Source organism: Galenea microaerophila (assembly GCF_054657255.1).
Genome location: NZ_BAAHWZ010000002.1, coordinates 464,709 through 486,774, shown reverse-complemented (window position 1 = coordinate 486,774; position 22,066 = coordinate 464,709). Strand labels below are relative to the sequence as shown.

Sequence of the window (22,066 nt, the reverse complement as noted above, 5' to 3'; positions counted from 1 at the left end):
TGTGTTTACCAACTCTCCCCCACTCGGAAAAAGAGCGATTTCAAATACTCTGTCTCTGGGATGGCTGGATGAATGGGATGGTCTGGTGCTTGATGACCCTGCGCGAACAGCTGCAAACTGCGGTCAATGTGGCGCGCGGCCTGATTAACCTGAGTTAATAGATTGGCTCGGCTCATGTGATGCGAACAGGACGCCGAAACCAAAATCCCCTCCCGTTCTATAACGCGCATGGCCAATTCATTGATTCGGCGATAGCCTTCACTGCCTGATTTTAGATCCTTTTTCTTTTTCACAAATGCTGGGGGATCCACAATCACCACATCATATTTATGCGCTTCTGCCTTTAAAGCTTTCAATACTTCAAACGCATTGCCCTGAATGGTGATCACTTTATCCGCCACACCGTTACGCAAGGCATTTTGATCGACACCATCCAGCGCCAGTTCTGAAGCATCCACACAGGTGACCTCTTTGGCACCCGCAGTGGCCATCTCTAAGCCCCAGCCGCCTAAGTAACTGAAGACATCCAAAACCGTTTTGCCCTTGACCCACTGCTGCAGCTGTTTACGCGCTTCACGGTGGTCATAGAACCAACCGGTTTTCTGCCCCTCTTCGATCGGAATCACAAACTCGGTTAGGTTTTCAATAATCACCAACTCTTCAGGTAAATGGCCATAGGCGATTTTTTCATAACGCGGTAGCCCTTCCAGCTCTCGGGCGGGCAAATCATTTTTCAGCATAATGGCTTGCGGTTGATAAAGATTGACCAGTACCTCTACGATTTGCTCGGTGACGGCTTCCATGCCAGCTGTGGCAATCTGCACCGAAAAAACATCTCCAAAGCGGTCAATCACCAAACCCGGCAAGGCATCACTTTCGCCATAGACCAGACGGTAAAAAGGTTCATGATAAAACGTTTCTCGCAAACTTTGCGCCGCTTGGATACGCTTTTTTAACAGCTTATACCCCAACTCACCTTTGACAGATCGCGATAAAAGACGCGCACAAATCAGGGTATTGGGATTGACATAAGCCAAGCCTAAAGCTCTGCCATTGGCCGCTTCCACGATCACCTGCTGGCCGGGCTCAAAACTTTTAAGCGGCGTGGCTTTGGTATCGACTTCGTTACTGTAAATCCATAAGTGTCCCTGTTTAAGACGACGGTCTTCATTGGGTTTGAGGCGTAAAGCTGGCAGTTGCATGGATGCACTCATTGGTCAATCGCCTTGCCATAGGTTTCTGCATCCATCAATGAATCCATTTCGGATAAGTCATGCGGCTGAATTTTAAACAACCACCCACCATCATAAGGCTCATCATTGACCAACTCCGGCTCATCCTCCAAAGCCTCATTAAAGGCCACAATCTCCCCGCTGATTGGCGCATGAATATCAGATGCTGCCTTCACCGACTCTAAGGTCATCACCACATCGCCTTGAGCCACATCTGCCCCGACAGGTGGTGGGGTGACACTCATTAAATCCCCCAAGGACTCCTGAGCAAAATCGGTAATGCCTACCACTGCCAAGCCCTCTTCATCAATATAAACCCACTCATGCGTCTCGGCATACTTTAAATGTTCAGGTAATTGCGCCATCAACTTCTCCCTTTTCACGGCTTTTTTGAACTTCATATCATACCATGAGCCAGCAAACAGCCCAACGAAACAATTAACGGATTAGCCGTAGTGCTCCCATACCGTGGTTGCAGATTCAATTTCTTTATCAAAAAAATCTCGCCTGCCTGTTTTTTCACATTAAAATAAAGAGATAACTAAAAATAAGACCTTTGCATCATAAATACAGCTGCTTGAAATGAAATAACATATTTTCGTAGCGCCATCTAGCGTAAAGGTCTCAAAGTAGGAGGGCTTATGTCACCATCTCAAATCTTTATCGCACGCCAACCCATTTTAGATGACAAAATGCAGCTGTTTGCTTATGAGCTGCGGTTTTTCCATGGTGTCTTTCCTAATGTAGAGCTACTGGAAGCGACAGAAGCTTTAATCAAAGAGACCGAAGAAAAAATTGGCTTTGAAAATATTGTGGGAAATGCGGCGGTGATACTCTCTCTACCTGCCCCCCTTATTCGCCCAGAAACCGTCCACCTTTTCCCCAAAAATAAAAAAACCTTTATTGAACTCTCAAAAGAGGTCGCTCGCGCTAAAGAGGTGTTGCAAAATATCAAAAGCTTACGCCAAGAAGGGATGGAACTGGCCATTGAGCGATTTGACGGAGATGAAACCAGTCTCAAGCTGGCAAACGCTTGCCAGTACGCCTTGATTGATGTGGAAGAACCGAGTGAACGCAAATTAAAAGAGATGTTGGCGCAGCTACATGAGATGGGGTTAAAGGTCATCGCCACCCCGGTCAGTACGGAAGAAGCTTATCACTATTATAAAAAACTGGGATTTGACTATTTCCAAGGCTACTTCTTTAGCCAACCCATTAGCTTAGAAACAGGACAAGAACTGAACGGCAATAAACTGACCTTAATTGAACTTTTAGCCAAGGTGAATGATGAAGAGACCGATTTTAATACCTTATCGGAGATTATTGGTCACGATCCGACTTTAATAGAAAAGCTACTGGAAGCCATTAATCGCCCTTCAGCAATGATTCCGGTTAAAGTTGAATCTGTAAAAGATGCCATCACCTATATGGGGTTAAAACGACTAAAATTCTGGGTCAATATGCTCTTGCTCTCCAATATGCAAGACATTCCTCAAGAGTTAATTGTTTCCAGCTTAGCACGTGCCCACTTTATGGAGCAGCTCGCTGAAAAAAGTGGCCACCAAAAGGAGAAAGACAGCTTCTTCCTTACCGGACTTTTCTCCAATCTCAATGCGTTCTTTAAACTCCCCCTTGATGAGATTGTGGACAAAATGCCTCTAGCTGAGCCCATTAAAGCCGCTTTAATTGAGAAAAAAGGCCCTATGGGCGAAGCATTAAAAGTACTACAAGCGATTGAACAGCAACAGATGGCACGGACCGATTTACACTATGAAAATCTAGGCATTGCTGAATTAGCTAACCTCTACCTTTCAGCCACTGCTTGGGCTAAAGCCGTCACTCACCCTAATGCCGAATAGGAGACAAATTCCATGAATACGCCCACTCTACAATCCATCAATCCCGCCAATGGCGAACTGCTCAATGTCTTCGAAACCTGGAACGAGCCCACCTTAAAAGAAGTCCTGAAAGAAGTGGGTTTTATGTTCCCACAATGGTCGAAAGAAACCCCTTTAGCAGACCGCTGCACACTGCTTAAACGTGTTGCGGGGGTGCTACGCGATGATGAAGAGCAGCTGGCCGAACTGATTACTTTAGAGATGGGAAAACCGATCAACCAAGCCAAAGCAGAAATCGAAAAATGCGCTCGGGTGTGTGAATTTTATGCTGAACATGCAGCAGACTATCTTGCTGATGAAGAAGTGGAAACAGAAGCGCATAAAAGTTATGTCTCTTTCCATCCTCTCGGCGGCATTCTCGGTGTAATGCCGTGGAACTTCCCTTTCTGGCAAGTTTTCCGCTTTGCCGCACCGACGCTTGTCGCAGGCAATGTGGTGGTGGTCAAACACGCCTCAAATGTCCCTCAATGTGCGCTTGCCATTGAAGAGGTGTTCCGCAAAGCGGGCTTTCCTGATTTTGTTTATACCCATTTAATGATCTCCGCTCGCCAGGTTGAAAGTGTGATTCGTCATCCGACCATTAAAGGCGTTTCCCTCACCGGTTCTGAAAGTGCTGGTCGCACGGTCGCCGCCATTGCAGGTTCAGAGCTCAAAAAATGCGTCTTAGAATTGGGCGGCGCTGACCCCTTTATTGTTTCCGAGACCGCCGATATGCAACGGGTGATTGAAAACGCCGTCGTAGGTCGCTTCCAAAACATGGGGCAAAGCTGTATCGCAGCCAAGCGCTTTATTGTGGACCAAACCATTGCAGACGATTTTACACAAGCCTTTAAAGAGGCGGTGGAAAAGCAGTTTGTCGCTGGTGATCCGCTTGATCCCAACACCACGCTTGCACCCATGGCACGCCAAGATTTGCTCGATGAACTGCATCAGCAGGTGATGCAATCGGTCGAATTAGGGGCGGAAATTGTGACCGGCGGCTATCAATTAGATCGACCTGGCAGCTATTATGCCCCCACTATTATCACCCATGTCTCCAGCAATATGCCCGTCTACACTGAAGAGACTTTTGGTCCAGTTGCCACCATTATTCCTGCTTCTGAACCCGCACATGCACTAGGCATTGCCAATGGTTCTCGCTTTGGGCTAGCAGGCTCCATCTGGAATGATGACCTTGCCACAGCCGAAACGATGGCGCGTGGTTTAGAGTCTGGCGCCTGCTTTGTGAACCATATCAGTTTCTCTGATCCTAGAATGCCCTTTGGCGGCATTAAAGATTCCGGCTACGGTCGAGAACTCTCCTATTATGGCCTACGCGAATTTTGTAACATCAAATCTATCTGGATCGACAAATGAAACTTCTCTGGCTTACGCTTCAAGATCTCAAACAACCCGTCATCCTCATGAGGCTGGCCATTCCTTTTGTTGCCGGTATTATTCTAGTCTCTCTACTCGGTTATGGACTCTTTGGCCTATTTCTCACCAGTGATATGGTGACCCAAAGCCCGATGGTGCAGGACCTGCAACAGTGGCAGCAGCAGGCTGAGCAGAGCTTAGAGTCCATTCCCGTGATTGGCGCCTTACTCCTCTGGCTCATTGGAGCAGTTGTCACGGTGGTGGCAGGCATTTTAGGCGTTTTAATCGGCAGCTATTTGATTCTGCTGTTTGCCATGGTGATTACCGGCTTTATGACCGATAGTCTGGTCAAAGCGGTACATGACTTACACTATCCAAACATCTCTTATGAAGGACATGGGTCGACGCTGGGAATGGTTTGGGAGGTCATCAAGTTTGGGCTCAAAATGCTGCTACTCATGGTTGTCACCCTGCCCGTTCTGTTTATCCCACTGTTCAATGTGATTTGGTTCTGGCTCATCGGCTTTCTTTTCTTCCGTTTTTCCGTGGTCTCCGATGTGGGGCAAGTGATTCTGCCTGAACCGCTTTTCCAACAGATCAAACCGGTGACTAATTGGGAACTCACTGTGCCCATCGCCATTCTCTACAGTTTAAGCATTATCCCAGTTTTGGGGCTCTTTATCCCAGTGCTGGCCGTCATTGCCACGGCACACTATAGTTTTCAAAAACTACAAGAGGGTTCAAATTAAATGTATCCGCCCTATGAGCGTTGGTCTGAAAACGCTCAAAACTGAATGGCCACATGTCTGATCAACTTTATCACACCCTAGTCACCCTACTCGAGCACTATCAAGTCCTCATCTATGGCGTCGCATTCTTAGCCGCTTTTATTAAATCTCTTTTGGTCATCGGTTTAATTTTTCCAGGCGCCACCCTCATTCTGGTACTAGGGGCTGCTGCGGCCACAACAGAGATTCATTTTATAGGCATCTTGAGCTTGAGTGCCCTTGGCACAATTTTGGGAGATTATTTTGACTATTGGCTCGGGCAACACTATGGAATGCGCTGGCTCAAAAAACAAGAAGGCCGTTTTTTTAGCCCTAAAACCGTCGATAAAGTGTCTGCTTACTTCCAGAAATATGGCGACAAAACCGTCCTTATTGGACACTTTATACCGGGGGTAAAAGAGATTATCCCTATGATTGCAGGGGCTTCAAAGATGCCTCAAAACGTTTTTATGGTATGGAACATCATAGGGGGCACCCTATGGGCGTTACTATGGGCTGGCACTGGCTATCTTTTTGCCCATACTTTGACTTTGGCCGAGACTTGGCTCCATCGCATCGGCCTGTTACTCCTGTTAGGCTTGCTAGTTCTATTGTTGACCTGGACACTCAAGCAGCTCTATCCAGAACAAAAAAATCTTTTTATTCGAATCTTAAGCACCCTTTACAGAGCCACCACCAGCTTCTTAAATAAACATGTCAAATGGCAACACTTTAAACAAAAACAGCCTCGTTTATCTGCCTTCCTAGCACAGCGCTTCGATGCAAAATCATTTTTCGGTCTTCCACTGACCCTCTTCTCACTTGCGTTACTCTATGCAGTCATGCTATTTGCAGGTGTGGTCGAAGACTTAATCACCTCCGATACGCTGGTCGCACTCGATCACGTGGTCTCAGAATTCATCAGCCACTACCGCTCATCTGAACTGATCTCTGTCTTTATTTGGATCACCGCTTTAGGCATTCCCCAAGTGGCGGGCCCTCTGTTTCTGTTGGCATTGCTGGGGAGTTGGCTATACAAAGGGCGTTGGTTAACCCTTTCTCTATTGACCTCTGTGACCGGCGCCTTACTGTTTACGCAGTTGAGCAAGTGGGCCTTTCAGCGGGCGCGCCCTGAAGACGCCATTTTATTGGAATCCACTTACGCTTTTCCAAGCGCGCATGCAACCCTAGCGGTCAGTTTTTATGGTTTTTTGGGGTATATCTGGCTGCGAAGCTTAACTCAAAACCGAGGGATACCTTTTTTACTCATTTTCATAACAGTCTTCGCCATCGGTTTCAGCAGAGTTGTCCTCAATGTGCATTATGTCAGTGATGTTTTAGCAGGATTTCTGGTGGGTTTTATCTGGCTAATGATCGGTATCACAATCAGCGAATGGGCAACGGCTCAGCGTTATATCGACTGGTCATCTCCCTCACATAAGCAAAAATGGTTGGGGTTGCTCGGAGCGATCGGCGTCGCTTGGACGCTTTTTTATACGCTTCACTGGCATCCTAAGCTGGCGCCCCCACCCAAACCTTTTAAAACCACGATTCAGGCCCCTCTCCACCAAGTGTTACAGTCTCAGCACCTCATTGATACGCAAACCCTCTTCGGCCAACCCTCTCAACCGATTAGTGTTGCTTTTATTGTAGAAAATGAAGGGCAATGGATTCAAAGACTCGAAGCTGCTGGCTGGCATCCACAACCATCTGTTCTGCCAATGCTCTGGAATCAACATCTCAATCAGTTCACTTTTGTATACACTTCACCGAATGCAGAGAAATCCACCATAGATATTTTGCGCGTCTGGGAGACGCCTTGGAATATCAAAGAAAAACCCATTCTTGTCGGCGCTGGCCAACGTTTAACGAATGTTTATAACCCGTGGCTCTATCAAATTTTTCCAGAGAGCGATTCCACCATTCAACAACTGACTCAATCCCTATCAAAGCAAACGCCTCAGCCCGAAATCTGCCAACTGACGCTCACCGCTCCCCAAATCCATCACACTCTTTGGGGCGCCTCCTTTTTCAGCAGAGGAAAACTGACCATTATCAACTTATCTAATCAACCCAAGCTCTGCCCCCAAAATGCTCAGTAGCTTTGGCAGATCACGCCCTGCAGGACTGGGGATTTTAAACAACATCGACGATCTATCAACCGGCTAGAGTGAATAAAAATCTCGATACCATTGCACAAACCGATTCATGCCGTCTTCAATCTCCGTTTTCGGTTTAAAATCCACATCCGAAATCAAGTCATCCACATCGGCAAAAGTTCTGGGGACATCCCCAGGCTGCATGGGCAAGTTATTGCGAATGGCACTTTTACCGGTTGCTTTTTCTATCGCCTGAATAAAGCGTTCAAGAGTAATCGGTTGATTGTTGCCGATATTGTAAATCGCATAGGGCGCCTGAGCCGTGGTGATTTCCGACCCTCTTTTTTCAGGAATATGGTCCATCACCCTTACAACGCCTTCCACAATATCATCGATATAGGTAAAATCCCGCTCCATTTGCCCATGATTGAAAACATCAATGGGCTGGCCGGCTAAGATCTTCTTTGTAAAAGAGAAATAAGCCATATCCGGACGTCCCCATGGGCCATAAACGGTAAAAAAGCGCAAACCAGTTGTTGGGATGCCATATAAATGACTGTAGGTATGCGCCATCAACTCATTGGACTTTTTGGTCGCAGCATAAAGAGAGATTGGATAATCGACTCTATCTTGAGTAGAAAAAGGGATTTTCGTGTTCATGCCATAGACTGAGCTGGATGAGGCATAGACCAGGTGCGCTGTTTTCTGCTGACGACACCCTTCCAAGATATTAACAAAGCCCACCAAATTGGAATCGACATAAGCATGGGGATTTTCTATCGAGTAACGTACACCTGCCTGAGCAGCCAAATGAATCACGCGATCAAAAGATTGCGTCTCAAATAATGCCTGCGTAGCCGTGCGATCCGCAATGTCCATTTCGATAAACTCAAACGCATCTGCAATCGCATGCGTTTGACAAAAATGCGCTATTTCCGCTAAACGTGCACGCTTTAGCGCTGGATCATAATAATCATTGAGATTATCGATGCCAATAACGGTGTGTCCCTTTTTCAATAAGTCCAGTGAGACATAAAAACCGATAAATCCGGCCGCGCCGGTCACTAATACTTTCATTAATCCTGTCCAAATAAATCACGTGTGTACACCTTATCGCGCACATCTTGAATCTCATCTGTCATCCGGTTGGCCACGATAACATCGGACATGGCTTTAAACGCTTCCAAAGAGTCAATCACTCGAGAATTAAAAAAGGTCGGCTCGGTCAACACAGGTTCATACACCACCACCTCAATGCCTTTGGCTTTAATCCGTTTCATCACTCCTTGAATGGCCGAAGCGCGGAAATTATCCGAGCCAGCCTTCATCACCAAACGGTAAATACCCACCACTTTTGGCTGCTGGCGAATGATAGAATCGGCAATAAAGTCCTTGCGTGTCGTATTTGAGTCCACGATCGCCTTAATCAAATTATTAGGGACTTGATCATAGTTGGCTAATAGCTGTTTGGTATCCTTCGGCAAACAATAACCGCCATATCCAAAAGAAGGGTTGTTGTAATGATTTCCTATGCGTGGATCCAAGCCCACACCTTCAATCACCTGACGCGTGCTTAATCCATGGGTTTCACAATAGGTATCTAACTCATTGAAATAAGCCACACGCATGGCCAAATAGGTATTAGAAAACAGCTTCACCGCTTCCGCTTCAGTGGATTGCGTAAACAACACCGGAATCTCATCCGCCGGTTTAGCCGCCCCTTCTACCAATAATTGCGCAAAACGCTCAGCACGCTCAGATTCTTCCCCCACAATAATCCGCGAAGGGTATAAATTATCAAACAGCGCTTTACCCTCTCGTAAAAATTCTGGAGAGAAAATAATATTTTCTGTCTGAAACTTCTCTTTAACGGATTTGGTATACCCCACCGGTACGGTTGACTTGATAATCATGACCGCATTCGGATTAATGCGCAACACATCTTCAATGACCGCCTCAACTGAACGGGTATTAAAGGTATTGGTCTGCGGATCATAATCGGTGGGCGTCGCAATAATGACAAATTCAGCCCCTTCATAAGCTGCTTGCTTATCCAGAGTCGCCTTCAAATTTAAAGGCTTTTCCTGTAAAAACTGTTCAATTTCAGCATCAACAATGGGCGATTGCTGACGATTCAGTAAATCGACCTTCTTTTTAACAATATCCAATGCCACGACTTCATGGTGCTGTGATAACAACACGGCTAAAGACAAGCCAACATAACCCGTACCTGCGACTGCGATTTTCATTTACTGCTAATCCCTCTATTGGACGAAGTTTGAACATTATTTTGATCATATTTTGACCCGAAATATAAAAAAATCAGGATACAGATCAACATGAAAAAAATCATAAAGTGTTTGTAAGTAATATTCCCATCAGATAACATAAACTCAAACAAAATCTCCAAAAATACAATGCCCGTTACAGCAAACATAAGCCCTTCATCATCTTTCATTTTGAGCGCTAATCGAGCATAATTTATGAACTTGAAAAATGGGTACAAAATGAATAATAAGAACATCACTAAACCAACTAGACCTAACTCAATCAATAAGCGTATATAATCGTTATGAGGTTGTCCAAAATCCATAAGTTCCACATATCCCTTTTGAGCCATAGCTTGAAGCATTGTAGTGAATTCATCCCAACCCCAGCCCCAAATTGGTTTTTCAATAAAACCATAATAGGAAGCTAGCCACATTTCCAGTCGATAACCAACAGATGTCCTTACATGCCCTGCAAAATAATTTGTGATATTTTGATAAGCTAAAATAATTCGATCTTTTACAGGGAAGATATCATCAGCCAAAACGACCAGAATAATTAATGCAGAAATAAATGCAATTGAAAAATATAGCTCTTTAAATCGTTTAAGCTTATAAAGCATGATTCCAATTGTGAATGCACCGAGCAACAACCCTAACCATCCGCCACGAGAACCTGATAAAAAACTTAAAAAAACACCAAAAACAAAAACTAATATCGCAAGAAATTTCCAATACCTGCTTTTTAAAGCAAAAAAACTAACTAAAGAAAGCAGCGCAAAGGTCATAGCTAAATTACCCGATAAAATTGGGTTATCTAATAAACCTGCACCTCTCGGCAAATGATACATCCAGATATAAATAGAAAATGGAATCACATATAAACCGGAAATGACAATGGACTTCCATACCAAAACAGGCGTCACACTGAATCGCTTAAAAAACAAAGCTATGAAAGGCATTAGAATTAAAAACCTAAAAACCTCATACTCCCAAGAAAACAATTCCTTATAATCTTTAAGCAAAATCCTCAAGGTAATATAAAATAAAAGTAAATAAGATATCACCATAAAATGAAATAAATCTTTAGAAAACAACTTTTCTTTTGGTTCAGAACTCCTTTCTTTTAAATAGAAAAAAAGACCTAAAATAGATATCATATAGATACCATAGTCGAGAAAATTTTGTACCGTCCCAATAGACAAAAAAATAAAGACGAGAAAAAAAGATGGAATTATTTTATTAAGTGCAGTAATCATTTTTTTAAAATTCTTTTATCGTATCCGCCGTTGCGCTGCTACAGTTTGAGACTCGAAAATGCTTTTCACAATCTCCGCGAATGAAAAAGCCAAAAAACCCGAATAAAGCTCAGGATTAAACGCAGATTATGACCTGCCGCACACAATAAAGCAAACATTGCGTATCCTATTTGACCTTTTAGGGTATAACGATCCAGTCTGCCTGTGGTTGAGGGAAATAAATCAAACCACTCTTTTTCAAAGAGTTCCCAGTCAATGCGTTTTTCGAGCTCAACCACTTCATGCTCTGGATTGATGATGTCTACCAATAGAGGTCCGAATAGATCTCAGTTTGGGTTTTTGAGCTGCATTTTCGGTTTCATAGCAATCATTTGGTGTTAGAATTTTCAAAAAATTGAACTTATATTTTAGCAAAAGTTACAATTTTAAGTGGTGAATTTACGCTTAGATCCTAATTTTATAAGGGTTTTAGGATTATTCAGAATCCACTAAATCTTTATATGAGTTAACCACTTTTATACCCAGCCTCTTCATATAATCCAAAGATTCTTCAAAGCCTTTTCTGTTATTGGTTACGGCGATCACCTTTGCTTGTGGACGAAGCATTTTAAACTCTAATAAAACTGATGAGATATCACCTATGATCTCAACATCATCATTTAAAGAACTCAATAAAATTTCAAATGGAATTTTTTTAGGGATATTTACAACTCCTTCCATCCTAGAGCGCTGTTTGTCTCTAGGATGGAATTTAACCCCAACTATTTTACCTTGTTGTAGCTGCTTATCTAGATACAGATGTAGATCTCTCTCATAGCTAGGCAATGTAGCCAAATTATCTTTTAAAATACCAAAAATAATAACTTGTTGCACTTCATTAATGTCTTTTTTGTCTAAATAATATTCGGACAACAGCCTTTCAATAAATGTCTCTTTACTTAAACATTCCAGCCAGTCAGATGGAAGTCTATTTATTTTTTTATCATTATTTTCAAATAAATGATTATGTAATAAATAAGCACCATTTATCCATTCAGATTGAATTCTATAGCTAGAGGGGGTTCGATACCAAGTCCCCCAAATAAGTTTTCTAAAAATTTTTTTATAATAAGCGACTTTCTTATTATGAACATATTGATAGCTAAACAAACCGTCATCAATCAGAAAACACCCTTCTTTTGAGTTCTTTGAGACTAGGTAACTCGCATATTGAATATAGGGTTCATTCACAGAACCTGTGGCAACATGTCTAATATCAAAGCGCTTAAATAAATGTTTGATTTGGTGTAATTGCCGCCAACGATAGACATCTCTAATCGATTCTACCGCATCCCCAAAAATCTCTTTGGAGATTTGATGATAGATCTTCTCTTTCGCAAGAGCTGGCTCTATCAATAAAATAGCCCCTCTATCAGCATAGCAAAATAATCTTAAATATACTGCAATGAGCCAGTGTCTCGGCGTACTGACTATATATAAGTTATACAAAAGCCTCTCCCAGTGATTTAATGTACAATCCAGCCTGTAGACACACGTACAGCGTGCATCTTTGGAAAACCTGATGTTCGTCCAAAATGGTCTGGCTTTCGTAATCTTGGCGAGTCGCTCCTAAAAACCTCTATCAAGCCCCACTCATTCCACACCATTACGATGCAACTGCTTGAGGTTTGAAAACACATTTTACAATCTCTGTGTATAAAAAAGCCAAAAAATCCCGGAAAAAGTTTAGGATTAGACAAGATTATGACCTGCAACAAACAAAGAAGACAAACATTATGTCTACCAAATATCTTAGAAAAGTACATTTCAATGCCTTTTGGTAAGTTCAAAATATAGGGTCAATAATTATTTAACAGACTCTCAAAGGATTTGTGAACGGGAATATCTAAGGTTTTAAAAATGTCTTCAAACTGCTTATTTTCTGAATTGTTATTGACCACCTCAACAATGAGATCCCCTCGATTTTTTGCATCAATTAATACCGTTGAGTAGTCTCCAATCAGGGTTGCACCTGATTTTAAAGCCGGAATAATCAATTCCGCTGGAAAGCCTTTCGGCAAAACGACAACATTCGTAAACTCATTCGTTCTCGAATCTCTAGGGTGCTGCTTTAAGCCAATTTTTTTACCTTCGTGATATTTGCTTTCTATATATCTTTCAAGTTCATGAGTGACATTGGGGTTGCGACTTTCAACATCTGATATGATATTGAGTATGATTAAATAATCTAACTTCGAAAGTTCTGAATAATCTACTTGAAATGCTTCATATATTTTTAACACGAAGCTATTAAACCAAGAAGCGTTAAGGTAATCTTTGGAGACCGTCTCAACAGGCTTATTGCGAATATGTTTTGCTGCTAATTTTGGGTTAAAAAACCAGGATGCCGAAACCCAATTTGGAGATCCAGTTTTTCCGGGCCTTTTATACCATAGGCCATACTTTAGCTTTCTTCCCATCAGCTTGATTTTATTCACATGTTTCGCTGGCATATCAATATAACTAAACAAGCCATCTTCCATATACTGACAAGTAAGCTTTCTTTTATTAACTAAATATTGACAGAGAACATCATTAACCATTGGCGTTATAACTTGATTTAAGTTATATCCCTCTACAATATTTGAATGAAAATTTAATTTATACTTTGTTTTTGATAGTTTAAAGAGAATTTTTTCTTTAATTTTAAAACTATACACATCAGATTTTGAGTTACTATAAAAAAATATTTCTGAAAATGGAGTGTTTTTCATTTGCTTTAAAACATCATATATTAAATTCGCTCCAAAAAAAGAATCATGAATCACAAGCACGGAATTTTTACATTCATTATTCAAAGCCACTGCTATTGACAATATAATGTGTCTCGGAGAATAGGTGATAAATAAAGTAGGATGCTGGCTTTTCATTATAATTTCATACACTTACTTAACTCTTGTTATTTAAAGTATTCAATAATAACTTACCTTTTAATATAGTCATCACTTCAAGGTAGCAAAAACTAAACATCAAATAGCATGCGGTAAATGGGTTCATAACGCCTTCTCCAAAGCGTCAAGGACCTCTTGCGGCGATAAATGTTCAAGGGATAATTTCGCTTGCGCTTCTGATTGAAACTGTTTTAAGTAGCGATGAGCGACAGGCGAAACCAGCTGTTTCACCTGAGGGCCTAAAGCGCCTACCAATTTGGGATCGGTCACTCGATAGAGCACGACCATCGGTACCTCCAGTGCGGCAGCCACATGGGATAAACCGGTATCTACGGAGACCACTGCCTTAGAAAACTTAAGCAGTTTTGCCATCTGATTGAGGCTAAGCTTTTGTTCAGGCACCCAAGTACATGCTTCAAAACCTTGTTGCAAACGATAGGCACGTGCTTGCTCTTCTTTTGTGCCCCATGGGAGAATCACTTTATCCCCTCGCTGGCAGACTTTTTGCAGCAGCGCTCGCCAGTGCGCTTCTGGCCAGCACTTAGTCTCCCAAGTGGTTCCATGTAAAAAGATCAAATAGCGATCTGTCTGCCAAGGTAGCGCCGGCCTTTTCCACTCGGAGGTATCCAAACCATAAACAATGGGATCATTAGGCGAAACTGGATAATTCAGCGTTTTAGCAAACAACTCCCTCAAACGCGTGATCGCATGTCGCGCTTTTTCGACTGAAATTTTTTGGTGGTAAAACAGACTGACTAAAGGCTCTCTTGCGCTTGAGAAATCCATGCCATAAATCGGCGCCTTCACTTTTTTAGCCACCCACAAACTTTTATACAACCCCTGCGCATCCAACACCAAATCATATTGCGTATGATTCAGCGTTTCAAAAAAAACTTTGATCTCTTTTCGCGTTTGAGCGCTTAACAAGGTCTTACGCCACCGTCTTAACTCGATCGGATAAACTTTATCCACCACCGGATGCCAGCTCGGAATCTCGGCAAAGGCCTTTTCCACCACCCAATCGACCTTAAGATCTGACACATGCATGTGTGCATCAGAAAGGGCTGGAAAGGTGTGGAACACGTCTCCCATTGAGGACATTTTAATTAACAAAATTCGCATAATTTAAACAGTCGATTTATTTTCAATGGTTCAGCGCTCTATTTTGATTTCGCACGTTTCTTCGCGAGTTTCTTTTTATGCACTTTCTTTTTCGCTTTTTTGGGCTGACCAAATTTGATTTTAGGCTCTAAGCCTTTAATTTTGGCAACCGGCAGTTTTTGTTGTAGATGGTACTCAATCCGCTGCATATTTTTAACATCAAACGGTGCCACTAAATTACAGGCGATGCCCATTTGGTGACCTCGACCCGTGCGACCAATACGATGAATGTAAATGTCGCCTCTAAAAGGGATATCGAAGTTAATCACATGGGTAATATTGAGCATATCCAACCCCCGCGCGGCAACATCCGTGGCCACCATTACTTTGACCTTGCCACTTTTAAAGCGCTTAATGCGCTCCATGCGCTTGGCTTGTACAAAATCCCCATGCAGTACCTGCGCGGAAACATTTTGACTCTGTAACCATTCGGTCAATTCTATCGCTCGCGCTTTTTTATTGCAGAACACGAGCGCACTTTGACAACTTTCATCGGCAATCAACGCCTTAAGCAACTGCTGTTTGTGCGGAATGTCATCAGCAAAATAATTAAACTGCTGCACATGATCCGACTGTTGATTGGGCGCTGATAGCTCAATTTCAATGGGTTCCTCTAAAACCTCTTCAGCAAAATTGCGCACCCCGGCACCTGCCAGCGTCGCGGAGAACAGCGCCGCTTGGAAATCACCAGGGATCACTTCAATCAAAGCTTTTACATCGGGCCCTTGGCCCATATCCAACATACGGTCGGCTTCATCAATCACCACCATTTCCACTTGCGAAAGATCCAGGTTTTCATTGGCCATAATATTGAGCAGCCGCCCCGGCGTGGCCACTAAAATATCAAACGGGTCTTCCAGGCGCTTAAGCTGTTGCGCTTGATTAAAGCCGCCCGTGACCACCACCGACTCAAATTCTAAAAATTCCCCCAACTGCTTGACCACCTTATGGGTTTGAAAGGCCAATTCACGTGTCGGTGCTAAGATCAAAATACGGGTAGAGCTCGCGCGCGCTGGATTGTCAATCAGATACTGCAAAGCGGGCAACACAAATGCCGCGGTTTTTCCGGTTCCCGTTGGCGCGCCAGCCAAGAGATCTTTCTGATCTAACAACACCGGAATCGCGGCTGCTTGAATGGGAGTCGGCTTGGTATAGTGCTGGTTTTGTAAAGCTTGCAACAGCCGTTCATCCAAATCCATCTCCGCAAAGCTGTCAATTGGCTCTATTTCGTGTTGATTCTCCATCGATCCTTCCTATTCTTCGACCACCAGCTCATAACAGGGCGTATAGTCGCCACTGATTTTCATCCGTTTCTGTTCCACAAATTGACGCAACAGTCCATCTAAGGCTTCGATAATCTCTTTATCGCCATGCAATTTAAAAGGTCCATATTTCTGGACTCGCTCAATCCCATCCTGTTTCACATTGCCAGCCACTATGCCGGAAAAAGCTCGACGCAATTCACTGGCTAACTGATGAACCGGCTGATCTTTATGCAGATTGAGTGCTGCCATATTTTCATGCGTGGGCTCAAAAGGACGCTGTAATTCTTCAGGAATATAGAGGTTCCAGTTAAAATAGTAGGCATCGCTAGTGGCTTTACGATATTCATGCACATAAGTCAGCCCTTGACGCATGGTTTGTGCCACTTCAGTGGTATCTTGGTTAATAATCTGCAAGCGGCTTAATGCCTTTTCCCCCAGCGTTGCCAGTAAAAAGGTTTTGACCATCTCAAAGTAGTCGGCATAGGCTTCACATGCTGTTAGCACCACAGGAAATGGAATATTTTTATTCATCGGCTCCAAAAGAACGCTGAGCAAATAGAGCAGCTCTTCCATCGTACCTGGCCCGCCGGGGAAGATAATAATGCCATGCCCAATCCGCAAAAACGCCTCTAAACGCTTCTCTATATCTGGGAAAATGACCAATTCATTCACGATCGCATTGGGCGCCTCTGCAGCAATAATCCCCGGTTCTGTAATACCGATAAAACGCCCTTGTGGATAGCGCTGCTTCGCATGCCCCAACATCCCCCCTTTCATCGGGCCTTTCATTGCGCCCGGCCCACAGCCAGTACAAATATCTAAATTCCGCAACCCCAGTTCATAGCCCACATGTTTGGTGTACTTATACTCTTCAATCGAAATGGAGTGCCCGCCCCAACAGACCACAATATTCGGTGCCACGCCAGGTTTTAAGATATTAGCATTCCGCGCAATATGAAAAATGGCATTGGTAATGCCGAAGCTGTCATTGAGGTCAAATTGCCCAGAATCGACAATTTTATTTTTGTTATAGACCAAATCGCGAATAACCGAGGTGAGATGCTCTTGCAAGCCAACAATCAACTCGCCATCCACAAATGCTTGCTTAGGAGGATTCAGTAACTCAATCTGCAAACCACGCCCTTTGGCGCGCACATTAATATGGAAATCTGGAAACGCCTCCATCAAAGCCTTGCCACTGTCCTCTTTTGAGCCCGTATTAAGCACCGCCAATGCGCACTGTTTCAAAAGCTGATTCAGCTCTGGCGACTCCTGTTCACTGAGCAGTTTGGCTTCTTGTTGAGAGAGAATTTGCAACACGCCGGAGGGGCGAATCAACACTTTTTCTCGTAAGCTATTCATATATAATGTTCCTTACCCTTCTCAATGCAATAAATATTGGATAGACAATGGCTTCTCAAAGACCTTATGAAGATGGTTTCTTAATTGCCCTTATTATACTGGCGATTTTTGGCTTAATTTGGCTATTCGCCCCCTTTTTACAGGCACTGTTCTTTGCGGCCATTCTCGCCACCGCCACTTATCCACTTTACCAAAAAATACTCCCCAAATGCCAACACAACCCCAATCAAACCGCTTTAGTGATGAGTCTAATCGTGGTCGTTATCTTAATTCTCCCTTTGAGCTATCTGCTCACCGTTGCCAGTATTGAGGTGGGACAAACCTATGGCAAAATTCATGCTTGGCTGGCGGCACAAGATCGCAGCAGCTTGCTGCATTTAAACCATCAAATTTTGGATTGGTTGGGGATGCCTGGAGAGGTTCAGACAGAAATTACTCAACAGGTGCAACAAAACGCCGAACCCATCTTAAAATTTGGACAAAAAATTGCAATTGGCCTCGTTCATGGCATTGTCGGCAGCACTTCCTCATTTATCACCTTTGTCGCGCTCGCCGTTTTTGCCCTCTTCTTCTTCTATCGCGATGGCAAAGCGATTAGTCATCATTTAAAAGTGCTTTCACCCTTGGAAAATGTCTATGACACCATGCTCATGCACCGTTTTTCTGAACTTTCGGGCACCTTGCTGCTCTCTATTCTCAGCATCGCCCTACTTCAGGGGCTGACTTTCACCTTGATTGCCCTATTTTTAGGCTTACCCGCCCTTTTTATCGGTTTAGCCGTGGCGGTGGCTTCTTTTATCCCCATAGTCGGTTCAGCCCTTGTCTGGCTCCCTTTAACTTTCTTTAGTCTAGCCAATGGCCACTATACGGATGCGGTGATTTTGGTGGTTACGGGGGCATTCATCAATGGTTTTCTGATTGATAATTTGGCACGCCCGATCATTATCCAAAAAATTTCGCATATTTACTGTCAAGGTCGCAGCAGCTCAAAAGTGACTGAGCACACCTTACTGACTGTCCTCTCCACCTTTGCCGGCCTGATCCACTTTGGCATTCTCGGACTCTTTTTCGGCCCAGTCATTGCCGCCATGGCAATTGCCATTTTTGAAGTCTACGAACATAAAAACCAGCACCTGCTTGATAGAAGCTAGTGCAAGCTGTGTAAACAACGCACTTTTTAAATACTCTCGACAGGCAGGACTGGGAATTCTGGAAAATTTTTTGGGGGGGTTGATGAAGGTTTTGTGCGAATTGCCCCCTAAATTTTAACCCTTCAATCTAAACTTCAATCATTTCATAATCGTGGCTAATGTCCACGCTCTTTTCTAACATTTTAGAAACAGAACAGTATTTTTCTGCCGAAAGTTTAACGGCTCTGGCAACTTTTTTCTCGTTTAAATCTTGACCATATATCTTAAAGTGCACATGGATTTTGGTAAACACGGCCGGCACCGCATCGGCTCTTTCCGCCTCAACTTCCACGACACAATCTTTCACCTGGCCAGGCATCATTTTCTCCAGCATGGTGATCACATCGATCGAGGTGCAGCCACCTAATCCTACTAGGATCATTTCCATCGGACGTGGCCCTCGATTTTGCCCGCCAATCTCCGGTGAACCATCCATCAATACCTTATGACCCGTTGGGGTTTCAGCCTCAAAAGCCACTCCCCCTTTCCAACTGACTTTAACCATTTTACGCCTCCTATCTAAACTTACGAATGAGTGCTTCTAATGAGAAATACACCCCTAAAAACACCATTAAACCTAACATCCATTCCAACTGAACCCAACCCGAGATTTGAATGCCCGCCGCTTCAAAGGTTTGGAAAACATCAGATAAGGCGGACACCGAAATCAAGGCGCCTAAAAATGCAACGGTGCCCTCAAAGCGCGCCTTAGAACGCGCTTCCAAAGCCTCCAAAGCTTGAGAAATTTGCAACCGAAGATAACGCGTCATCTCTTGGGACTCTTTGAGCAGCTGTTGCATTCTTGATCTTTGTTCCACTACCCCTGTGGTTTGCATTAAAACAGAGACAAAACGTCCATGATCGGGAAAACGCATCAACCCGCCATTGTCTAATAATTGTAAAAGCGATTTAATCTCAATGCCAATTCGGTGCAGGCGCTGAATGCGTTGTCGATAAATTTTTTCCTGCTGACGCAAGGCGCGTGGGGAGGCTTCCTGTACCTCGGTTTCGTCATTAAACGCTTTTTGAATCTGGTTAATGTTGGCAAACAGCACTTCGCCAGTCTGTTTCATAAAATAACGCAATCCAGTGACCACCTGAACATTTTCCACCGCCTGCTCTGTGACCCAAGTGGGCTGATCCAGCTGCACAATCAAAGCGTAATGCCCATCTGCTTGCACCCAATCTTGATGATGATAAAGATCAAGTGCCACATTTTGGACCCCTTTATGTGCCGTCTGCATCCGCCAATTCTCATAAACACTGCGCACCTCTCTCGGCGGCACCTTCAGCCCATTCCAATCAGGGTGTGCATAAAATTGCTCCGGCGTCAGAAGCGCATGCTGTTTATCCTGCGCGGCTTCCACCAGCAGCGTAAAGTTCACATCATGACTCACAGAGTGCACTAAACACGCTTGTTCTTTATTTTGATCCAACCAATGATCAAATCGGTCAAAAATCGTTTGCGCCACCTCTCGCAAATAATGCACTTCCAATCCCTGCCACTGCACAGGTTCGTCCAGTGCATTTTCCAGAGGCAGATTCATAAGATGGCGCAACGCATTTACATCCCAACCTTCAATCGGGACTTCCATGGTCAATTGCAGTAACCCCAAACTGTTCACCCGCAACTGGAGCGCCCCATGCAGCCCTTTATGGCGAAATTGCGGTAAGTGCACTTCAGGTAAATCAAACTGCCAGACATGAAACTGCGTATGGAAAGAGAGGTCTGACAAAATATCCGGTGGCTCTGGCTCATAAAACGCCTCGGCATGTAACGCTTGCATCAGCGCTTGTCGTTTGCTGTCGTGATTCAAAGCTGCAGCCAAACCTTCCGTCTGCAAGCTATTTAAAGTTGCATAAAAAGTTATCAGTGCACGCCCGCGCGTCACCTGCAAACGATTCTCACCTGCTTGCTGCCAAACCGGCAGTGCCATAAGGAAAGCCTGCAAAATCGAGCTAATAATGGTCAGACCTTTCGCATCATACTCATGATAGAGCGTTTCTAATTGCGCGCGCACCTGAAGCCATTCCTCCACAGAATCCTCACCCGCATCCCGCTTCATCAACAGCTGCGCAATTACCCGCATCAAAACCAAATAGTGATATTCCGCGCTGAAACGCGTTTGACAAGCTGGATAGGCCTCCAGCATCTGAAGGAGTTCATTGCAGCTATCAACGGTTTCCTTAAAATCATTATTATGAATACCGCGATCAATCTTAACCAAGCGCACCATTAACTTCTGCTGCAACCTGTCACACTTTTCGGGCAAGGCTTCGGCGGCTGCAATCTGATCTAAAACCGCACTGCCCAAGTCAAATAACTGAAAGGCCTGCAAAAAATCATAACTCTGCTCAATCTTCATTCGCGCCGTAAAATAGGCAAACCAATAAAACGCCACGCGCGCTTCATCACTATGCAAGCTTTTTGCCAACGCCTCCAGCCTCTCATAATCGTAATTCACCGCTGCCTCGGTCGGCAGCCACTGCCGCACCTTTTGCCGACCGACTTCAAACGCCTCTTCTTGATCATATTGCTGCGCTATCTGATGAATCTCTTGACTTGTCGCGCTCATCTTATCTGCTCCTGTGCCCAAGGCGGAATAACGATCTGCTCAGGTAGTCCTTCAATTTCTGCCAAACCTTGCTGAAAACGCGGATCTTCTGGCGAAATCTCATAACTTTGTAAATAAAGGGTGGTGACCATCTGCCGCACCGTTTCCCGTGAAACCTCAGAGACTGCACTCTTGATAAACAATGCCATCTCCACGGTTCCTTCGTCAAAAAAACGCGGAATCAAATAGGTAAAAGGTAAGGCAAAAAACCCTTGTCGACGATAGAATGACCACAACTTTGGTTCCGCTTCCAACCAAAAATAGGGGGTTTGTGGGCCTAATGACTTTTCGACTAACTGCCGAACCAGCTGTCGAGCCAACCCTTGGCCTTCATAATCGGGATGCGTCGCTAAGTAGGCTAATAAAGTACCCAAGGGATAGGGTTCATAACAAACAAAACTGGCCCAATCCCAGTGACCATCAATAGGAGAACGGAAGAGATAGCCTTCTAGCGCCACTTTACGCTGCTCAAGCCCTTCAATAAGAGCGGGAAGCGGCGCGCGCTCATAAAAAGGAAAGCGTTGTGCATAGAGTTGTGCCCAACGACGAAAAGTTAAACTATGCGGATTAGAAAGCGATTTAAAAACAACTGGTTGAAAACGGTTTTGAGCATTGAGTCTAGGAAGGGGATTATTCATCATCTGCAAATTTCCCCTCCCCTTAAT

The 22,066-nt window shown here is 44.0% G+C and carries 19 protein-coding genes; 5 read left to right on the top strand and 14 right to left on the bottom strand.

The window, feature by feature from the left end; genetic code table 11:
- Positions 1 to 5: 5 nt before the first annotated feature.
- Complete coding sequence (locus tag ACYQ05_RS07645; protein ID WP_459819876.1) at positions 6 to 1,214, bottom strand: class I SAM-dependent rRNA methyltransferase; 1,209 nt, start codon at positions 1,212 to 1,214, stop codon at positions 6 to 8.
- Complete coding sequence (gcvH, locus tag ACYQ05_RS07640) at positions 1,211 to 1,597, bottom strand: glycine cleavage system protein GcvH (RefSeq protein WP_459819874.1); 387 nt, start codon at positions 1,595 to 1,597, stop codon at positions 1,211 to 1,213. The genes ACYQ05_RS07645 and gcvH overlap by 4 nt, the downstream gene beginning before the upstream one ends.
- A 276-nt stretch (positions 1,598 to 1,873) precedes the next feature.
- Between gcvH and ACYQ05_RS07635 the strand changes: the two genes are divergently transcribed.
- The 4 genes from ACYQ05_RS07635 to ACYQ05_RS07620 are packed head-to-tail and all read left to right on the top strand — an operon-like array spanning position 1,874 to position 7,355.
- Positions 1,874 to 3,091, top strand: a complete 1,218-nt coding sequence (locus tag ACYQ05_RS07635) for an EAL and HDOD domain-containing protein (RefSeq protein ID WP_459819872.1) — start codon at positions 1,874 to 1,876, stop codon at positions 3,089 to 3,091.
- A 12-nt stretch (positions 3,092 to 3,103) separates the two neighbouring features.
- Positions 3,104 to 4,486, top strand: coding sequence for an NAD-dependent succinate-semialdehyde dehydrogenase (locus ACYQ05_RS07630; RefSeq protein WP_459819870.1), 1,383 nt, complete (start codon positions 3,104 to 3,106; stop codon positions 4,484 to 4,486).
- Complete coding sequence (locus tag ACYQ05_RS07625) at positions 4,483 to 5,235, top strand: EI24 domain-containing protein (RefSeq protein WP_459819868.1); 753 nt, start codon at positions 4,483 to 4,485, stop codon at positions 5,233 to 5,235. Before ACYQ05_RS07630 ends, ACYQ05_RS07625 begins: the two co-directional genes overlap by 4 nt.
- Before the next feature lie 53 nt (positions 5,236 to 5,288).
- Positions 5,289 to 7,355, top strand: coding sequence for a bifunctional DedA family/phosphatase PAP2 family protein (locus ACYQ05_RS07620; RefSeq protein ID WP_459819866.1), 2,067 nt, complete (start codon positions 5,289 to 5,291; stop codon positions 7,353 to 7,355).
- 63 nt (positions 7,356 to 7,418) lie between these two features.
- Here the strand turns inward: ACYQ05_RS07620 and ACYQ05_RS07615 are convergent, their stop codons facing one another.
- The 9 genes from ACYQ05_RS07615 to ppnN form a co-directional block, all read right to left on the bottom strand.
- Positions 7,419 to 8,429 (bottom strand): NAD-dependent epimerase, encoded by a 1,011-nt coding sequence (locus ACYQ05_RS07615; protein WP_459819864.1) that lies wholly within the window; start codon positions 8,427 to 8,429, stop codon positions 7,419 to 7,421.
- Complete coding sequence (locus ACYQ05_RS07610) at positions 8,429 to 9,601, bottom strand: nucleotide sugar dehydrogenase (protein ID WP_459819862.1); 1,173 nt, start codon at positions 9,599 to 9,601, stop codon at positions 8,429 to 8,431. The genes ACYQ05_RS07615 and ACYQ05_RS07610 overlap by 1 nt, the downstream gene beginning before the upstream one ends.
- Entirely contained in the window at positions 9,598 to 10,878 is a 1,281-nt protein-coding gene (locus tag ACYQ05_RS07605; RefSeq protein ID WP_459819860.1) for an O-antigen ligase family protein, read from the bottom strand. Before ACYQ05_RS07605 ends, ACYQ05_RS07610 begins: the two co-directional genes overlap by 4 nt.
- A 65-nt stretch (positions 10,879 to 10,943) precedes the next feature.
- A complete protein-coding gene (locus tag ACYQ05_RS07600; RefSeq protein ID WP_459820084.1) occupies positions 10,944 to 11,186 on the bottom strand; it encodes a hypothetical protein in 243 nt (80 codons plus the stop codon).
- A gap of 166 nt (positions 11,187 to 11,352) precedes the next feature.
- Positions 11,353 to 12,366, bottom strand: coding sequence for a polysialyltransferase family glycosyltransferase (locus ACYQ05_RS07595; protein ID WP_459819858.1), 1,014 nt, complete (start codon positions 12,364 to 12,366; stop codon positions 11,353 to 11,355).
- Positions 12,367 to 12,716: 350 nt separating this feature from the next.
- Positions 12,717 to 13,787: a hypothetical protein gene (locus tag ACYQ05_RS07590; protein ID WP_459819857.1), complete on the bottom strand. Its 1,071-nt coding sequence runs from the start codon at positions 13,785 to 13,787 to the stop codon at positions 12,717 to 12,719.
- Positions 13,788 to 13,910: 123 nt separating this feature from the next.
- The gene (gene waaC, locus ACYQ05_RS07585; RefSeq protein WP_459819855.1) at positions 13,911 to 14,930 is read right to left on the bottom strand and encodes a lipopolysaccharide heptosyltransferase I; all 1,020 of its coding nucleotides are present in this window, start codon (positions 14,928 to 14,930) and stop codon (positions 13,911 to 13,913) included.
- A 38-nt stretch (positions 14,931 to 14,968) separates the two neighbouring features.
- The gene (locus ACYQ05_RS07580) at positions 14,969 to 16,213 is read right to left on the bottom strand and encodes a DEAD/DEAH box helicase (RefSeq protein ID WP_459819853.1); all 1,245 of its coding nucleotides are present in this window, start codon (positions 16,211 to 16,213) and stop codon (positions 14,969 to 14,971) included.
- A 9-nt stretch (positions 16,214 to 16,222) separates the two neighbouring features.
- Entirely contained in the window at positions 16,223 to 17,596 is a 1,374-nt protein-coding gene (gene ppnN / locus ACYQ05_RS07575; protein ID WP_459819851.1) for a nucleotide 5'-monophosphate nucleosidase PpnN, read from the bottom strand.
- 47 nt (positions 17,597 to 17,643) lie between these two features.
- On the opposite strand from ppnN, the gene ACYQ05_RS07570 reads away from it, so the two are divergent.
- On the top strand, positions 17,644 to 18,747 hold the full coding sequence (locus ACYQ05_RS07570; RefSeq protein ID WP_459819849.1) for an AI-2E family transporter: 1,104 nt from the start codon (positions 17,644 to 17,646) through the stop codon (positions 18,745 to 18,747).
- A 127-nt stretch (positions 18,748 to 18,874) separates the two neighbouring features.
- On the opposite strand, the gene ACYQ05_RS07565 is transcribed toward ACYQ05_RS07570, so the two are convergent.
- Genes ACYQ05_RS07565 through ACYQ05_RS07555 form a run of 3 tightly spaced genes read right to left on the bottom strand, consistent with a single transcriptional unit; the run spans position 18,875 to position 22,042 of the window.
- Positions 18,875 to 19,291, bottom strand: coding sequence for an OsmC family protein (locus ACYQ05_RS07565; protein WP_459819847.1), 417 nt, complete (start codon positions 19,289 to 19,291; stop codon positions 18,875 to 18,877).
- 10 nt (positions 19,292 to 19,301) lie between these two features.
- The gene (locus ACYQ05_RS07560) at positions 19,302 to 21,362 is read right to left on the bottom strand and encodes a hypothetical protein (RefSeq protein ID WP_459819845.1); all 2,061 of its coding nucleotides are present in this window, start codon (positions 21,360 to 21,362) and stop codon (positions 19,302 to 19,304) included.
- Positions 21,359 to 22,042, bottom strand: a complete 684-nt coding sequence (locus tag ACYQ05_RS07555) for a GNAT family N-acetyltransferase (RefSeq protein ID WP_459819843.1) — start codon at positions 22,040 to 22,042, stop codon at positions 21,359 to 21,361. Before ACYQ05_RS07555 ends, ACYQ05_RS07560 begins: the two co-directional genes overlap by 4 nt.
- Positions 22,043 to 22,066 lie beyond the last annotated feature (24 nt).

Bases quoted from the DNA above. Each gene is read 5' to 3' on its own strand.
- ACYQ05_RS07570 (WP_459819849.1), top strand. From the start codon at position 17,644: ATGGCTTCTCAAAGACCTTATGAAGATGGTTTCTTAATTGCCCTTATT.
- ACYQ05_RS07630 (WP_459819870.1), top strand. From the start codon at position 3,104: ATGAATACGCCCACTCTACAATCCATCAATCCCGCCAATGGCGAACTG.
- ppnN (WP_459819851.1), bottom strand. From the start codon at position 17,596: ATGAATAGCTTACGAGAAAAAGTGTTGATTCGCCCCTCCGGCGTGTTG.
- ACYQ05_RS07610 (WP_459819862.1), bottom strand. From the start codon at position 9,601: ATGAAAATCGCAGTCGCAGGTACGGGTTATGTTGGCTTGTCTTTAGCC.
- ACYQ05_RS07560 (WP_459819845.1), bottom strand. From the start codon at position 21,362: ATGAGCGCGACAAGTCAAGAGATTCATCAGATAGCGCAGCAATATGAT.
- ACYQ05_RS07620 (WP_459819866.1), top strand. From the start codon at position 5,289: ATGTCTGATCAACTTTATCACACCCTAGTCACCCTACTCGAGCACTAT.
- ACYQ05_RS07590 (WP_459819857.1), bottom strand. From the start codon at position 13,787: ATGAAAAGCCAGCATCCTACTTTATTTATCACCTATTCTCCGAGACAC.
- ACYQ05_RS07580 (WP_459819853.1), bottom strand. From the start codon at position 16,213: ATGGAGAATCAACACGAAATAGAGCCAATTGACAGCTTTGCGGAGATG.
- waaC (WP_459819855.1), bottom strand. From the start codon at position 14,930: ATGCGAATTTTGTTAATTAAAATGTCCTCAATGGGAGACGTGTTCCAC.
- ACYQ05_RS07635 (WP_459819872.1), top strand. From the start codon at position 1,874: ATGTCACCATCTCAAATCTTTATCGCACGCCAACCCATTTTAGATGAC.
- ACYQ05_RS07555 (WP_459819843.1), bottom strand. From the start codon at position 22,042: ATGATGAATAATCCCCTTCCTAGACTCAATGCTCAAAACCGTTTTCAA.
- ACYQ05_RS07615 (WP_459819864.1), bottom strand. From the start codon at position 8,429: ATGAAAGTATTAGTGACCGGCGCGGCCGGATTTATCGGTTTTTATGTC.
- gcvH (WP_459819874.1), bottom strand. From the start codon at position 1,597: ATGGCGCAATTACCTGAACATTTAAAGTATGCCGAGACGCATGAGTGG.
- ACYQ05_RS07625 (WP_459819868.1), top strand. From the start codon at position 4,483: ATGAAACTTCTCTGGCTTACGCTTCAAGATCTCAAACAACCCGTCATC.
- ACYQ05_RS07645 (WP_459819876.1), bottom strand. From the start codon at position 1,214: ATGAGTGCATCCATGCAACTGCCAGCTTTACGCCTCAAACCCAATGAA.
- ACYQ05_RS07565 (WP_459819847.1), bottom strand. From the start codon at position 19,291: ATGGTTAAAGTCAGTTGGAAAGGGGGAGTGGCTTTTGAGGCTGAAACC.
- ACYQ05_RS07605 (WP_459819860.1), bottom strand. From the start codon at position 10,878: ATGATTACTGCACTTAATAAAATAATTCCATCTTTTTTTCTCGTCTTT.